We start from the raw sequence: 13,466 nt of genomic DNA, 5'->3' as shown, positions 1-13,466 counted from the left end.
CGCCTGTGGTGCGGACCGCTCCCCCCGGCAGCAACAACGCCGGGGGGAGCGGGTCCGTCTCGTGGATGGCCTGGCCGGCCCTGATCGCGTTCACCCTCTTCGGGGTGGTTCCGCTGCTCGGCGTGCTGGTGCTCAGCTTCAGCTCGTGGACCGGCCAGACCACCGACATCCCCTTCTCCGGGCTGGACAGCTGGCGTACGGTGCTGGCCGACCCGGACCTGCCGCACGCGCTCTGGGTCACCTTCCTGATCATGGCGTTGTCCTGGCTGGTGCAGACGCCGCTCTCGATCCTGATCGGGGTGTTCCTCGCGGCCCGGCACCGCTACCGCGCGGTGCTGGCGGTGCTCTACTTCATCCCGCTGCTGCTCAGCCAGGCCGCCATCTCGATCACCTACAAGGCGCTGCTCGACCCCAACTTCGGGCTCGGCGCCGGGCTCGGCTTCCCGTTCCTGCAGCAGGACTGGCTCGGCGACGGCACCCTGGCGCTCGGCGTCGTGGTGTTCGTGGTGTCCTGGCAGTTCATCCCGTTCCACTCGCTGATCTACCAGGGCGGGGTACGCCAGATCCCGGCCTCGATGTACGAGGCGGCCCAGATCGACGGGGCCGGCCGGATCCGCCAGTTCTTCAGCATCACTCTGCCGCAGCTCAAGTACACGATCATCACCTCGTCGACGCTGATGGTCGTCGGGTCGCTGACCTTCTTCGACCTGATCTGGGTGCTCACCGCCGGCGGTCCCGGCGGCGCCACGCAGGCCCTCGCCGTCGACATGTACCAGCGCGGATTCAAGGCCAACCTGATGGGGCCGGCCAGCGCGATCGCTGTCATCCTGGTGCTCGTCGGACTGTTGCTGGCGCTGGGACTGCGCCGGCTGGGCGGGCGCGACCAGGCCGACAGCCAGCTGGAAGGAGCCTGACATGGCGACGATGCTCGACAGCCGTACCCCCGCGCCGGTGGCCGAGAAGCCGCCGGTCAAGGCGCGTCGCCGGATCAACCCGCTGCAGTGGAACGTCGCCGGTGGCCTGGCCGGCTGGCTCTGGCTGGCGATCGTGGTGGTCCCGATCTACTGGATCGCCGTCACCAGCCTCAAGCTGCAGGACGACTACTACGACGCCAACCCGCTCGCCCTGCCGACCGACCCGACGCTGGAGAACTACCGGTTCGTTCTGGAGAGCGACTTCGCCCGGTACTTCACCAACAGTGTCATCGTCACGGTCGGCTCGGTCGGCCCGGCGGTCCTCGTGTCGTTCATGGCGGCGTACGCGATCATCCGCGGCGGCGCCGGCAGCCGGTTCCTGCGGACGGTCAACGGCCTGTTCCTGATGGGCCTGGCGATCCCGCTGCAGGCGGTCATCATCCCGATCTACCTGATCATCATCAGGATCCAGATGTACGACACCCTCGGCGCGATCATCCTGCCCTCGCTGGCCTTCGCCATCCCGCTGAGCGTGCTCGTCCTGGGGAACTTCATCCGCGACGTGCCGAAGGAACTCTTCGAGTCGATGCGGATGGACGGCGCCACCGAGTGGGGCACCCTGTGGCGGCTCGCCTTCCCGCTCACCCGCCCGGCCCTGGTGACGGTCACCATCTACCAGGGGTTGACCGTGTGGAACGGTTTCGTGCTCCCGCTGATCCTGACCCAGAGCCCCGAGCAGCGGACCCTGCCGCTCGCCCTCTGGGAGTTCCAGGGACAGTACAGCGTCAACATCCCCGCCGTGCTCGCCGCCGTGGTCCTGACGACGCTGCCGATCCTCACCCTCTACGTGATCGGGCGCCGTCAGCTACTGAGCGGCCTGACCGCCGGTTTCGGCAAGTGACCTGGTGCTCTCCCGCACCATGAGCTTGGTGGCCAGCTCCACCCGGGGGGTCTCGATGGCCTCGCCGCGCGACAGCCGCAACACGGTCCGCGCGGCGAGCCCGCCCATCTCGGCCAGCGGCTGGCGCACCGTGGTCAGCGGCGGCGACGACCAGCGCGACTCGGGCAGGTCGTCGAAGCCGACCACGCTCAGCTGATCGGGCACGCGCAGGCCACGCCGCCGGGCCGCCTCGCACACCCCGAGCGCCATCAGGTCGCTGGAGGCGAAGATCGCGGTCGGCCGGTCGGGCAGGTCGAGCAGCCGGTTGCCGGCCAGGAAGCCCGCCTCGTTGCCGAAGTCACCGGTGGTGAGCAGCTCCTCGTCGACCCGGACCCCGGCCGCCTCCATCGCCGCGCGGTAGCCGTCCAGCCGGGCGCGGCTGCACAACAGGTTACTGGGGCCGGCCACGAACCCGATCCGCCGGTGGCCCAGCGACAGCAGATGATCCGTGGCGGTGCGGCCGCCGGACCAGTTCGTCGCCCCGATCGTCGGCACGTCCGAGGCCACCCCGCCGGCCGGGTCGATGATCACCACCGGCACCTTGAGCCGGTGCAGCTCGCTGTGCACCGGCTCGGCGACGTCCGAGGTCACGAAGATGACCCCGTCGGAGGCGCGGGCCCGCAGGTTCTGCAGCCACTGCCGGGTCGCGGTGCTGCGCCGGTGCACCTGGGACACCACCGTCCCGACGCCGGCGGCGTGCGTCACGTCCTCGACGCCGCGCACCAGCTCCAGCGCCCACGGGCTGTCCAGGTCGTTGAAGACGAGGTCGACAAGCCGGGCTCGTCCGGAATGCCGAGAGTTGCGGGGCCGGTAGTCATGCTCTCGCAGCAGCCGCTCGATCAGCTCCCGGGTCCCTGGTGACACGTCGGACCGACCGTTGAGCACCCGAGACACCGTGGGCACGGAAACCCCCGCTGCCTCGGCTATCGCGGCGATCGTCACTCTTCCCCTGCCAGACACCACGGGGATGCTCCTTACCGCCGGCCCATCTCGGCTGGAACTTTCGGAGCCCGGCATCGGAATTCTGCCATGCCCCGATCGTACGAGAAATGCCTGGTCGGACTGGGACCGCTCCCACATGCGTTTCGCTTCCCGGAACACCGATTTCCCTCAGTGGCTCGCCCGTGGACACTCCGCCGGAAAATCCGATGTGGAGGTACGTCGCGCCCGGGCAGCATGATCGGATGCGGACATCGATCGGCCTGCTCGTCATCGGCGCGGCTCTCGTCGCCCTCACCGGCTGCGGCGGCGACGGCGAAGCACCGAAGGTCTCTCCCGACAAACCCTGTGAGCTGCTCACCGACGCGGAGGTCACGGCCGCCTCCGGCATCGGCGAACAGGGCAGCCCGTGGACCGAGGGGCTGCACGACGGCTGGGAGTGCCGCTGGCGCCGGCCCGCTGCCGGCCGTGACTCGTGGGAGCTGCGGCTCATCACGCAGAACAACGACGGTGGCTGCTACACCCCGCCGGGCGCGGTGCCGGCTCCCGACCTGGACCCGACGGCGTTCATCTCCACCGAGACCGACTCGGTGGTCGCCGTCGAGCGCAACGGCACCTGCATGCGGCTCTACGCCGACAGCGACACCCCGGAGGGCAACGGCACCGGCATCTCCGTCGAGGAGAACCGCGAGCTGACCGAGAAGGCGATGGAGCGCCTGCGCTGACCGGTCTGTCGCGGGCCCGTCGTGGCGGGCCCGCGACAGTGCTCAGGAGAACTGCGGGACGACCTCCTCGGCGAAGCGCAGCAGCGGCTCGTGGTCGTACGCGACCCGCGGGAAGTAGGCGATCACGTAGTCGGCGCCGGCCGCGGCGAGCTGCTCGATCTTCGCGATGTGCTGGGCGCTGGAGTGGGCCAGGTCGATGTGGTAGCTCGTCGACTTCCTGATCCGGTCGTAGTCGCGCTCGAGCCGGTCACAGTGCTCGCGCAGCACCGCGGTCTTCTGCTTGACGATCTCCGGGTCGCCGTTGCCGAAGTTGGCGCCGTCGGCGTATTTAGCCACCAGCTTGAGCGTCACCTTCTCGCCGCCGCCGCCCAGCCAGAACGACGGGTGTGGTTTGCGCACGCCCTTCGGCTCGTTGATCGGCTGGTCGATGCGGTAGTGCTTGCCGGTGAAGACCGGACGCTCCTCGGTCCACATCCGGTGCACGATCTCGACGGCCTCCCGGAACGCGGCCATCCGCTCCGGGACCTCGGCCCACTCGTAGCCGTACGCCTTCCACTCGTGCTCATACCACCCGGCGCCGAGGCCCGCGTAGAGCCGGCCGTGGCTGGCCACGTCGACCGTCGACGCGATCTTGGCGTAGAGGGCCGGGTGCCGGTAGCCGTTGCAGCCGACCATCTGCCCGATGTTGACCCGGCTGGTGTCCCGGGCCAGTGTCGAGCTGACCGTCCAGGCCTCGAACGTCGTGTTGATCGTGGGCTCGGGCACGGTGTGGAAGTGGTCGTACACCCAGATCGAATCCCAGGGTCCGGCGTCGGCCACCTTCGCCACCGCCGTCATCGCCTCGTACTGCTCGACCGGGTCGGCGATCTCGACCAGATCCATCCGCCACCCCTGTGGCACGAAAACCCCGAAACCAATGCTCATGAGATCAACCTACCCACCGTACGAGCGGTTACCCGAACCTGAGCGCCTGCCCGCCTTCACCATCGACGCCACCCGGTGACGGTCGCCGGCTCACGCGCGTTCGTGACGGCCACCGGGTTCCGGTCCGGCGCCCGGCGGTTCTTCAAAAAATCTTGGCGGAACGGTTGGCACTCCAGGTCGGGTAGTGCTAAAAAATGTCTTGTCGGTGCTGGTCAGAGAGAGATGACCACCGACCTCGGCGAGAATTGTCAGCCGAGCGCCACGTGCCGCCGGACAGTCCGGCGGCCGCTTCGAGGAGGTTGATCGTGGTGCTGACTTTCGATCCTTTCCGCGAGTTCGACCGCCTGGCCGACCGGATGCTGGGGGTCCCCGCCGTCGCAGGTGGCGCCGCCGCCGTGGCGATGCCGATGGACCTGTACCGGTCCGGTGACCACTTCGTCCTGCACTGTGACCTGGCCGGGATCGACCCGGGCTCGGTCAGCGTGGACGTCGACAACCGCGTGCTCACCATCCGGGCCGAGCGTTCCGCCCGCACCGACGCCGACGTCCAGTGGCTGCGCCGCGAGCGCGTCACCGGCACCTTCGAACGGCGGCTCACCCTCGGCGACGGCCTCGACCTCGCCCGCATCGACGCGACCTGGCAGGACGGCGTCCTCACCCTGACCATCCCGGTCGCCGAGGCCGCCAAGCCGCGCCGCATCGAGATCAACACGGGCGGCGCGCCGGCCCTCACGAAGCAGGCCGACCCCACCACCATCGAGGGCGACACCACCGCACAGAAGTCCCTCGCCGGCTGACCCGTGGCGGGCGCTGCGCCTTGCGGGCGCAGCGCCCCCGGCAGCCCCGACGTGCGGTGCAGCGCTCTCCGGCGGCCGGGCTTTGCGGCTGCAGCGCCCTGCGGCAGGCGGGCTTTGCAGCAGCAGCGCCCTCGCCGGTCTTTGCCCCGTTGATGTCGTGGATCCACCGGCGACGGCCCGGCCCAGGTTCTGGGCCCACGGTTGACCGGCCCTCGACCGGTGGGATCCGCGCCATCCCATGGTCATCCGATCGCTCAGCCAGTTGTTCCCTCACCCGGCCGGGTCGGCGATGCGCCGGCCCGGCTCTTCGCCGTCGACGGACGTCCGGAAGATCGGCCGACTGAGCCGTTGCGACCGGACAGGGTGGTGGGGGAGGGTTGCTGCTCCCCGTCAGCCACACCCCGGGAGCCTGTCTTGCCGCGCTCATACCTGCAGGTGGCGGCCACCGCCGCACTCGTCTTCATCGGCGCCGCCCTGATGGTCCTTAACAGTTCACCGACCGGATTTCCCGGCACCCTGATGACCTCCGTGCTGGCGCTCACCTGGCTCACCGTCTGCTGCAGCCTCGCAGGCCTGGCCCTGTCCTCGATCCGCCGCTGACTTCCGGCTGGTTCTCCGTGCTGTCCCAAGACCCTCGCGACAGCACGGAGAACCAGCCGGGATCTCCGCGGGCCGCCAGGCCCGCGGTAGATGGCCCGGACCGGGCCCGCGGTGGGTGAGGCGGACCATGCCGCGGTGGGTGGCCCGGGACCGGCCCGCGGCGGGCGGGGCGGACCGGGGCCGCCGCGGGCGGATGGGTCAGGAGCCGGCGGAGGCGGCGGCCGGCTTCAGGAGGGGGACCCGGTCCCAGACACGGTGCTGGCCGAGGGCGGTGGCCAGGGACTCGGCGTCCGGGTCGGTGAGGATGCCCGGGGCCTTCGGGTCGATGCCGGCGGCGGCCAGGGTCCGGTCGCCGGCGCCCTGGACACCGATCGGCTTGGCGTGCCGGTACGCCTCCTGCAACAGGACCGTGACCTGCGGATTGTCGGTCGCCATGGCTACCACGACGGCGTCGAACTCGACGGACCGCGCGGTCTGGAACGTGCGTTCCACTCCTTCGCCGCCGACGGGCGCGATCACCCGTACCACCGCGCCCTGGGTTTTGAGGGTCTGTTGCAGTGCCGCCGTGCCGGCGTCGGGTGTGCCGATGACGCCGACCACCCGCCCGGTGATCGGCCACGCCCGGTCGGTGATCTGGGCGAGCGCCGGCGACGGCGTGACCTGGGCGGGCGGTGTCCCTTCGGGTGCCGGGAGGCCGAGTCCGGCGGCGACCTCGGCGGTCAGACCGGCGTCCACGTTGGCCAGGACCGACAGCATGCGTACGCGAATGGCCTGCTCGTAGCACTTGCTCAGCTCGAACGTGAACGCCTCGACGATGTGGTCCTGCTCGATCGGGCTGAGGCTGTGGTAGAAGAGCGCGGCCTGGCTGTAGTGGTCGGCGAACGACACCGGGTTGGCGCGCACCTTCTCACCGTGCACCAGCCGGGGCACGTTGACGTAGCCACCCTTCTCCGGTCCGGCCGGTACCGGTCCCTCCGGGCCGCTGAGGCTGTTCGGCAGGTAGGGCGCCACGCCGCGGTGCACGACGCTCTGGTGCAGGCCGTCGCGGTGGTTGTCGTTCACCGGGGCCTGGGACCGGTTGATCGGCAGTTGCGCGAAGTTGGGGCCGCCGAGCCGGCTGAGCTGGGTGTCCAGGTAGGAGAAGAGGCGGCCCTGCAGCAGCGGGTCGTTGGTGACCTCGATGCCGGGCACCAGGTGGCCGAGGTGGAAGGCGATCTGTTCGGTCTCGGCGTGGAAGTTGTCCGGGTTGCGGTTGAGCACGAGCTTGCCGACCGGCTGCACCGGCGCCAGCTCCTCCGGCACGATCTTGGTGGGGTCGAGCAGGTCGATGCCGTGGAACGTCTCGTCGTCGCTGTCCGGCATCACCTGGATGCCGAGCTCGAACTCGTAGAACAGCCCGGCGTCGATCGAGTCGGCCAGGTCGCGGCGGTGGAAGTCGGGGTCGACGCCCGCGGTGATCTGGGCCTCCTCCCAGGCGAGCGAGTGCACCCCGGCGACCGGCTTCCAGTGGAATTTCACCAAGGCCGTCCCGCCCTCGGCGTTGACCAGGCGGAAGGTGTGGACCCCGAACCCCTCCATGGTCCGGTACGACCGCGGCACGGCTCGGTCGGACATGGCCCAGAACACGTGGTGGGTGGCCTCGGTGTGCAGGGACACGAAGTCCCAGAACGTGTCGTGCGCGGTCTGTGCTTGCGGGATCTCCCGGTCCGGATGCCACTTCGCGGCGTGGATGACGTCCGGGAACTTGATCGCGTCCTGGATGAAGAAGACCGGCATGTTGTTGCCGACCAGGTCGAAGTTGCCCTCGGCGGTGTAGAACTTGACGGCGAACCCGCGGGTGTCACGGACCGTGTCGGCGGAGCCCCGCGATCCGAGCACGGTGGAGAAGCGCACGAACACGTCCGTCTCGCGGCCCTTCTCGGCGAGGAAGCCGGCCTTCGTCACGGACGCCGCGTTCCCGTACGCGGTGAACGTGCCGTAGGCGCCGGACCCGCGGGCGTGGACCACCCGTTCCGGGATCCGCTCGTGGTCGAAGTGCGTGATCTTCTCGCGGAGGTGGAAGTCCTCCAGCAGTGACGGCCCGCGCGGCCCGGCCTTGAGGGAGTGGTCGGTGTCCGGCAGCCGGAGGCCCTGAGCGGTGGTCAGGTAGTCGCCGGTCTGCAGTCCCCGCGCCGGGGCGAGGGATTCCTTGACCGGGCTGGTCTCCGCTTCTTCCTTCGCCTTGGGACTGGGAACAGTGGGCTCCATGTCGGATTTCCGTTTCTGTGCGCAGTTTCAGCCGAACAGCCGACTGCATACCCCGGCAATCCACGGCGGAACGTCCCAGCGGCTACGGTTCCGGTTCATGAGCCGACCACAGCTGCTTTCGGCCCACGCGGGCCATTGGACCGGCGCCGGCACCGGCGTCACGGTGATCCTGCCGCCGCCCGGCACGGTCGGGTCCGGCGAGGTCCGCGGCGGCGCCCCGGCCACCCGCGAGTTCGCCCTGCTGGAGCCGGGCCGCCTGGTCGAGCACGTCGACGCGGTGGTGCTGTCCGGCGGCTCGGCGTTCGGGCTGGCGGCCGGCGACGGCGTCGCGCGCCTGCTGCGCGAGCGTGGCCGCGGTTTCCCGACGCCCTTCGGCCCGGTCCCGATCGTCGTCGGCATGTCGATCTTCGATGCCTCGGTCGCGGCCGATCCGCCGGGTCCGGGTGCGGGGCGCGAGGCGGCGCTGGCGGCGCTCACCGGACAACCCTTCGGCGGCGGTACGGTCGGAGCCGGCGCCGGGGCCACCATCGGCAAGTGGCGTGGCGCCCTGGAACCCGGCGGTCTCGGCGTGGCCACCGGGCGAGCCGGGCGGGCCACCGTCGAGGCGGTCGCCGTCGTCAACGCCTGGGGTGACGTGATCGGCGCCGACGGGTCCGTCCCGGCGCCGCCGGACACCCCGGCCGGCGGGTTCCTGACCAACACCACGATCGCCGTGCTGCTCACCGACGCCAGGCTGAGCAAGCTCGACTGTCACCTGCTCGCCCAGAGCGGCCACACCGGGTACGCCCGCGCCCTGCACCCGGCGCACTCCCGCTACGACGGCGACGCCGTGGTCGCGCTGGCCACCGGCGAGGTCGAGGGCGCCGACCTGGACCTGCTGCGGGCGGCGGCCGCCGAGGTGACGGCGGCCGCGATCCGGTCCGCGGTGGTCAGGCCCTCGTGACCGCCACCTGCAGCTCGGTCACCCAGTCGTCGCGGTTCTCCGGGCACTCCAGGTTGATCTCGCGGGCGTAGCCGACGGCCCGGTAGCCGTTCGCGTCGATCCACTCGGCGAGGGCCTGGCCGGTCGGCACCACGGCGTCCATCGACCCGTGATGCACGATCGTCGCGGCCTCGGCGATAACCGGCAGATCCCGTACCTCGAAATCGCCCGAACCCGGACCGGCGGCGACCTGGATCGCGGCGTGCACGGTGATCCGCCCGTCCGCCGCGTCCTCGTAGTAGGCGACGCCCGGACCGGTGGGCCGCACCCCGGCCGCCTCCAGGCGCTGGAACAGCTCGGCGTAGAGCGGCTGGATCACCGGGGAGATGTGCTCCGGCTCGTAGCCGTCGGCGACCGCGGTCAGCTCGGCGACACGGACCGCCGGGATCGGCTTGATGACGACGTCGTCGGTGGGCATGCGGCCCTCCCTCTCGATGGCCCGGAGACGCGCCTCGACCCGCACCAGCCGCGCCGCCGACTCGGCCACCGCCGCCTCCAGCTCGGCGCGGCGCAGCCGGAGCATGCCGCGCAGCTCGCCGGCGTCCAGCGTGCCGTCGAGGATCTCCCCGACCTGCTGCAGGGTGAGCCCGAGATCCTTGAGCGCGATGATCCGGTTGAGCCGGGCCAGCTGGCCGGCCGTGTAGTGCCGGTAGCCGGTGAACCTGTCGACGTGGGCCGGCCGCAGCAGCCCGGTCGCGTCGTAGTGACGCAGCATCCGGATCGACACGCGGCCGTGGCGGGCGAAATCTCCGATGGTGAACATGACAGCTCCGAGTTCAGACCCTGACACGGTGGGAGAGTCAAGATCTGGTAAGTCTGGGGGATGCTGGTCGACTACGCCGCCCCGATCGCGGCCTCCCCGTCCGAGGCCGAGACGGCCGCCGTCTCCGCCGAGCAGGTCGGCTACGACGGCTTCAACGCGGCCGAGACCCGGCACGACGTGTTCACCACGCTGACCCTGGTGGCCCGGGCGACCGCCACCCTGTCGCTGCAGTCGTCGATCGCGGTCGCGTTCGCCCGCAACCCGATGAACGTCGCGGTCCTCGCCAACGACCTGCAGCTGATCTCCGAGGGCCGGTTCCGGCTGGGTCTCGGTTCCCAGGTGAGACCACACATCGAGCGGCGGTTCTCGATGCCGTGGGGGCGGCCGGCCGCGCGGATGGAGGAGTTCGTGGCAGCGCTGCGGGCCGTCTGGCACTCCTGGGCGACCGGCGAGCGGCTCGCTTTCCGCGGCTCGTTCTACCAGCACACGCTGATGACGCCGTTCTTCGACCCGGGGCCCAACCCGTTCGGCAACCCGCCGGTGCAGCTGGCCGCGGTCGGCGAGCGGATGGTCGCGGCGGCCGGCCGGGTCGCCGACGGGCTGCTGGTGCACCCGCTGACCAGCCCCGCCTATCTCGCGGAGCGGCTGATCCCGGCCGCCCGGGAGGCGCGCGGCGGCTCCCTCGACGGATTCGCGATGGAGATGAGCGCCTTCGTGGTCCTCGGCGCCGACCCGGCCGGCCGGGCGAAGGCGGAGCGGGCGGTGCGCGGGCAGATCGCCTTCTACGCGTCGACACCGTCCTACCGGCCGGTGCTGGAGCTGCACGGGTGGGGTGAGCTCGCCGACCGGCTCAACCTGCTGTCACGCCGGCAATCGTGGGACGAGATGGCCGACGCGATCACCGACGACGTGCTCGACGCGTTCGCGGTGGCCGGCGACCCGGCGGCGGTGGCCGCCGGGCTGCTCGACCGATTCGGTTCCGCGATTGATCGGATCTCGCTCTACACGCCGTACGAGGCGGATCGCTATCAGCTGGCGGCGGTGCGATCCGCGATCCGGACCTCCGCCTTGTCCGGATAGAACGCGACGTGGCCCTTGATCTCGGCGACCGCGTCGTGCGGATCCTGGTATCCCCAGACCGCATTGTCCGCCTCCGGCAGTGACCAGTAACTGGCCTCACCCTTGTACGGACAGTAGGTCTGGTGATCGGTGGCGGAGATCAGTGCCGGGTCGACGTCGCTGAGCGGCACGTACTGCACGGGCGGATAGTTCGCCTCCTGCAGCGTGAGCGCGCTCGTGGTGTCGGCGACGACCCGCCCACCGGCGGTGACCGTCACCCTTGAGCCGGTCGGGGTGATCGTGATCGGATGATCGGGGCCTGGTTGCAGACGAGGCTTGGCCATGTGAAGGAGCCTAACGTTGTCGAGTGCCGTGGATGCGGTGTCCGCCGCCGGAATCGATTACGACGTGATCCGGCACGGCCCGGTCAGCAGCGTGGCCGAGGCCGCCGCCGCCCAGCGGGTCGAGGTGCGTGACCTGGTGAAAACCCTGGTGGTGCGCCGCGCCGACGATGACTATCTGTTCGTCCTGGTGCCCGGCGACCGGTCCATCTCGTGGCCCAAACTGCGGGCGCTGCTCGGCGTGAGCCGGCTGTCGATGCCCGACGCGGCGACCGCCAAGGAGGCCACGGGGTACGAACGGGGCACCATCACCCCGTTCGGTTCCCGCCGCCCGTGGCCGGTGATCGCCGACGAGTCGGTCCGCGGCCGGACCATCAGCCTCGGCGCGGGCGAGCGCGGCCTCGGTCTACGGGTGGAGGCCGACGCGGCGGTCAAGGCCTTGGGCGGCTCGTTCGCCGACGTGACCGACCTCAGTTCTTGAGGGCGGCCGCCACGGCGTCGGACAGCGGGGTGGTCGGGCGGCCGATCAGGCGGGACAGGGTCTTCGTGTCGTCGTCGAGGTGGCCGTCACGGATCTTGACGTCGGTGTCGGCGAGGAGGCCGGCGAAGGCCTCCGGCAGGCCGGCGCCGACCAGGGCGGCCTGGTACTGCTCGGCGGGCAGGTCGGTGTAGGCGACCGGGGCGCCGGACGCCTCCGCCACCGCGGCGGCCAGGCCGGCCAGGGTGAACGACTCGTCGCCGGCCAGCTCGTAGACGCCGGTCTCGCCGCTGAGCAGGACGACCGCGGCGGCCTCGGCGAAGTCGGCGCGGGTGGCGGCGGCGATCCGGCCGTCGGCGGCGCTGCCGTACAGGGCGCCCTGGGCGATCGCGGACCCGAACGAGCCGGCGTAGTTCTCGATGTACCAGCCGTTGCGCAGGAACGCGTACGGAATGCCGCTGTCCTTGATCAGATTTTCGGTGGCCAGGTGCTCGGGCGCGAGGCCGATCGGGCTGGTGTCGGCGCGCAGGATGCTGGTGTAGGCGAGGAAGCCGACACCGGCCTGCTTGGCGGCGTCGATCACCGCGGTGTGCTGGGGGATCCGCTGGCCGACCGCGTTGCCGGAGATCAGCAGCAGCCGGTCGACACCGTCGAGCGCCGCGGTCAGCGTCTCCGGCCGGTCGTAGTCGCCCTCGCGCACCTGCACGCCGAGCGTGAGCAGGCCGCCGGCCTTGGCGGTGTCCCGGACGACGGCGACGATCTCGCCGGGCGTGGCGCCGCGGGCGATCAGCGCCTCGACGACGAGGCGGCCCAGCTGTCCGGTGGCTCCGGTGACGGCGATGGTCATGTCGACTCCCTGTAGAAGGTCCTCCCGGCCGGCGCTGAGACCACGCTCAGCTCCGACCGGCCGCTTTGGCGATGACCAGAACAATGGCACTAACTTTTCGAAAGCGCAAACCTGACGACAGTGCTGGTATTCTCTGCCGCGTGGACGACGACGAGCTGATTCCCAGCGTTTTCGCGCGGGACTGCGCCTCCCGCGGCGTGCTCGCCGACGTGACCGGGCGCTGGGGTGGCCTGGCGCTGGCCGCGCTGCACGACGGGGCGTTCCGGTTCAACGCGCTGCGCCGCCGGGTCGACGGCGTGAGCGAGAAGATGCTGGCCCAGACGCTGCAGGCGCTCGAGCGCGACGGCCTGGTGCGGCGCGAGGTGCAGGCCACCATCCCGCCCCGCGTGGAGTACAGCCTGACCCCCCTCGGCGAGAAGGTCGCGGCCAAGTTCGTCGAGCTGATCGAGCTGGTCGAGGGCGAGTTCGGGCAGATCGCCGTGGCGCAGCAGGCGTATGACCGTACCCATTGATAGGTTTTGGCCGTGACCAGCGACGCACCGATCCATACCGACGTCCCTCCTTCCGGCACCGGCTGCGCCGAGTGTCTCGCCGCCGGCGGCTGGTGGTTCCACCTGCGCCGATGTGCCGAGTGCGGCCATGTGGGCTGCTGTGACAGCTCGCCCTCGCAGCACGCCACCGCGCACTGGAAGCAGACCGGGCACCCGATCGTCCAGTCGTTCGAGCCGGGCGAGGACTGGTTCTGGAATTATGAGACCGAGCAGGGCCTGTCCGGGCCCGAACTGGCCCCACCGGGCAGCCGGCCGGACGATCAGCCCGTCCCCGGGCCGGCCGGCTCGGTGCCTTCCGACTGGACGCGTCGTCTGAACCGCTGAATCCGCCCTTCCCTCAGGTGAGCCCCGCCACTTCC

General features: G+C 70.8%; 16 protein-coding genes. 10 read left to right on the top strand and 6 right to left on the bottom strand.

Going from position 1 to position 13,466, the window contains the following annotated elements:
* Positions 1–8: 8 nt before the first annotated feature.
* Together BM290_RS20655 and BM290_RS20650 are read left to right on the top strand one after the other, a co-directional pair.
* The gene (locus BM290_RS20655; protein ID WP_239143618.1) at positions 9–914 is read left to right on the top strand and encodes a carbohydrate ABC transporter permease; all 906 of its coding nucleotides are present in this window, start codon (positions 9–11) and stop codon (positions 912–914) included.
* A 1-nt stretch (position 915) separates the two neighbouring features.
* Positions 916–1,815 (top strand): carbohydrate ABC transporter permease, encoded by a 900-nt coding sequence (locus BM290_RS20650; RefSeq protein WP_093616452.1) that lies wholly within the window; start codon positions 916–918, stop codon positions 1,813–1,815.
* On the opposite strand, the gene BM290_RS20645 is transcribed toward BM290_RS20650, so the two are convergent.
* Positions 1,780–2,817: a LacI family DNA-binding transcriptional regulator gene (locus BM290_RS20645; protein WP_239143617.1), complete on the bottom strand. Its 1,038-nt coding sequence runs from the start codon at positions 2,815–2,817 to the stop codon at positions 1,780–1,782. The genes BM290_RS20650 and BM290_RS20645 overlap by 36 nt on opposite strands.
* A gap of 221 nt (positions 2,818–3,038) precedes the next feature.
* Here BM290_RS20645 and BM290_RS20640 point away from each other — a divergent pair, with 221 nt between their 5' ends.
* Positions 3,039–3,518 carry a hypothetical protein gene (locus tag BM290_RS20640; protein ID WP_093616448.1) on the top strand — a complete coding sequence of 160 codons (480 nt, stop codon included), beginning with the start codon at positions 3,039–3,041 and terminating at the stop codon, positions 3,516–3,518.
* A 42-nt stretch (positions 3,519–3,560) separates the two neighbouring features.
* Here BM290_RS20640 and BM290_RS20635 read toward each other — a convergent pair whose 3' ends face one another.
* Complete coding sequence (locus BM290_RS20635; RefSeq protein ID WP_093616446.1) at positions 3,561–4,442, bottom strand: LLM class F420-dependent oxidoreductase; 882 nt, start codon at positions 4,440–4,442, stop codon at positions 3,561–3,563.
* 305 nt (positions 4,443–4,747) lie between these two features.
* On the opposite strand from BM290_RS20635, the gene BM290_RS20630 reads away from it, so the two are divergent.
* Together BM290_RS20630 and BM290_RS20625 are read left to right on the top strand one after the other, a co-directional pair.
* Complete coding sequence (locus BM290_RS20630) at positions 4,748–5,239, top strand: Hsp20/alpha crystallin family protein (RefSeq protein ID WP_093616707.1); 492 nt, start codon at positions 4,748–4,750, stop codon at positions 5,237–5,239.
* Between the two features lie 414 nt (positions 5,240–5,653).
* Positions 5,654–5,839 (top strand): hypothetical protein, encoded by a 186-nt coding sequence (locus BM290_RS20625; protein ID WP_093616444.1) that lies wholly within the window; start codon positions 5,654–5,656, stop codon positions 5,837–5,839.
* Between the two features lie 198 nt (positions 5,840–6,037).
* Here the strand turns inward: BM290_RS20625 and BM290_RS20620 are convergent, their stop codons facing one another.
* Positions 6,038–8,086: a catalase gene (locus tag BM290_RS20620; RefSeq protein WP_093616442.1), complete on the bottom strand. Its 2,049-nt coding sequence runs from the start codon at positions 8,084–8,086 to the stop codon at positions 6,038–6,040.
* 97 nt (positions 8,087–8,183) lie between these two features.
* Between BM290_RS20620 and BM290_RS20615 the strand changes: the two genes are divergently transcribed.
* The gene (locus BM290_RS20615) at positions 8,184–9,029 is read left to right on the top strand and encodes a P1 family peptidase (RefSeq protein WP_093616440.1); all 846 of its coding nucleotides are present in this window, start codon (positions 8,184–8,186) and stop codon (positions 9,027–9,029) included.
* On the opposite strand, the gene BM290_RS20610 is transcribed toward BM290_RS20615, so the two are convergent.
* On the bottom strand, positions 9,016–9,831 hold the full coding sequence (locus BM290_RS20610; RefSeq protein ID WP_093616438.1) for a MerR family transcriptional regulator: 816 nt from the start codon (positions 9,829–9,831) through the stop codon (positions 9,016–9,018). The genes BM290_RS20615 and BM290_RS20610 overlap by 14 nt on opposite strands.
* Positions 9,832–9,891: 60 nt before the next feature.
* On the opposite strand from BM290_RS20610, the gene BM290_RS20605 reads away from it, so the two are divergent.
* Positions 9,892–10,911: a TIGR03617 family F420-dependent LLM class oxidoreductase gene (locus BM290_RS20605; RefSeq protein WP_093616436.1), complete on the top strand. Its 1,020-nt coding sequence runs from the start codon at positions 9,892–9,894 to the stop codon at positions 10,909–10,911.
* On the opposite strand, the gene BM290_RS20600 is transcribed toward BM290_RS20605, so the two are convergent.
* A complete protein-coding gene (locus BM290_RS20600; RefSeq protein ID WP_093616434.1) occupies positions 10,860–11,234 on the bottom strand; it encodes a DUF427 domain-containing protein in 375 nt (124 codons plus the stop codon). The genes BM290_RS20605 and BM290_RS20600 overlap by 52 nt on opposite strands.
* Before the next feature lie 16 nt (positions 11,235–11,250).
* On the opposite strand from BM290_RS20600, the gene BM290_RS20595 reads away from it, so the two are divergent.
* Entirely contained in the window at positions 11,251–11,712 is a 462-nt protein-coding gene (locus BM290_RS20595; RefSeq protein WP_093616432.1) for an aminoacyl-tRNA deacylase, read from the top strand.
* Here the strand turns inward: BM290_RS20595 and BM290_RS20590 are convergent.
* Positions 11,702–12,556 carry an SDR family oxidoreductase gene (locus BM290_RS20590; RefSeq protein WP_093616430.1) on the bottom strand — a complete coding sequence of 285 codons (855 nt, stop codon included), beginning with the start codon at positions 12,554–12,556 and terminating at the stop codon, positions 11,702–11,704. The two genes, BM290_RS20595 and BM290_RS20590, sit on opposite strands and share 11 nt — an antisense overlap.
* A 140-nt stretch (positions 12,557–12,696) precedes the next feature.
* Here BM290_RS20590 and BM290_RS20585 point away from each other — a divergent pair, with 140 nt between their 5' ends.
* Entirely contained in the window at positions 12,697–13,068 is a 372-nt protein-coding gene (locus BM290_RS20585) for a winged helix-turn-helix transcriptional regulator (protein WP_239143616.1), read from the top strand.
* A 12-nt stretch (positions 13,069–13,080) separates the two neighbouring features.
* Positions 13,081–13,431, top strand: a complete 351-nt coding sequence (locus BM290_RS20580; RefSeq protein ID WP_093616426.1) for a UBP-type zinc finger domain-containing protein — start codon at positions 13,081–13,083, stop codon at positions 13,429–13,431.
* The last annotated feature ends 35 nt before the right edge of the window (positions 13,432–13,466 follow it).

The sequence above is a fragment of the Actinoplanes philippinensis genome, from assembly GCF_900113015.1.
In the GTDB taxonomy this organism is placed as follows: Bacteria; Actinomycetota; Actinomycetes; order Mycobacteriales; family Micromonosporaceae; genus Actinoplanes; species Actinoplanes philippinensis.
The sequence above is the reverse complement of the archived record's forward strand: the minus strand, read 5'-3'. Positions and strand labels throughout refer to the sequence as shown.

Bases quoted from the DNA above. Each gene is read 5' to 3' on its own strand.
- BM290_RS20600 (WP_093616434.1), bottom strand. From the start codon at position 11,234: ATGGCCAAGCCTCGTCTGCAACCAGGCCCCGATCATCCGATCACGATC.
- BM290_RS20605 (WP_093616436.1), top strand. From the start codon at position 9,892: ATGCTGGTCGACTACGCCGCCCCGATCGCGGCCTCCCCGTCCGAGGCC.
- BM290_RS20590 (WP_093616430.1), bottom strand. From the start codon at position 12,556: ATGACCATCGCCGTCACCGGAGCCACCGGACAGCTGGGCCGCCTCGTC.
- BM290_RS20635 (WP_093616446.1), bottom strand. From the start codon at position 4,442: ATGAGCATTGGTTTCGGGGTTTTCGTGCCACAGGGGTGGCGGATGGAT.
- BM290_RS20640 (WP_093616448.1), top strand. From the start codon at position 3,039: ATGCGGACATCGATCGGCCTGCTCGTCATCGGCGCGGCTCTCGTCGCC.
- BM290_RS20615 (WP_093616440.1), top strand. From the start codon at position 8,184: ATGAGCCGACCACAGCTGCTTTCGGCCCACGCGGGCCATTGGACCGGC.
- BM290_RS20620 (WP_093616442.1), bottom strand. From the start codon at position 8,086: ATGGAGCCCACTGTTCCCAGTCCCAAGGCGAAGGAAGAAGCGGAGACC.
- BM290_RS20650 (WP_093616452.1), top strand. From the start codon at position 916: ATGGCGACGATGCTCGACAGCCGTACCCCCGCGCCGGTGGCCGAGAAG.
- BM290_RS20610 (WP_093616438.1), bottom strand. From the start codon at position 9,831: ATGTTCACCATCGGAGATTTCGCCCGCCACGGCCGCGTGTCGATCCGG.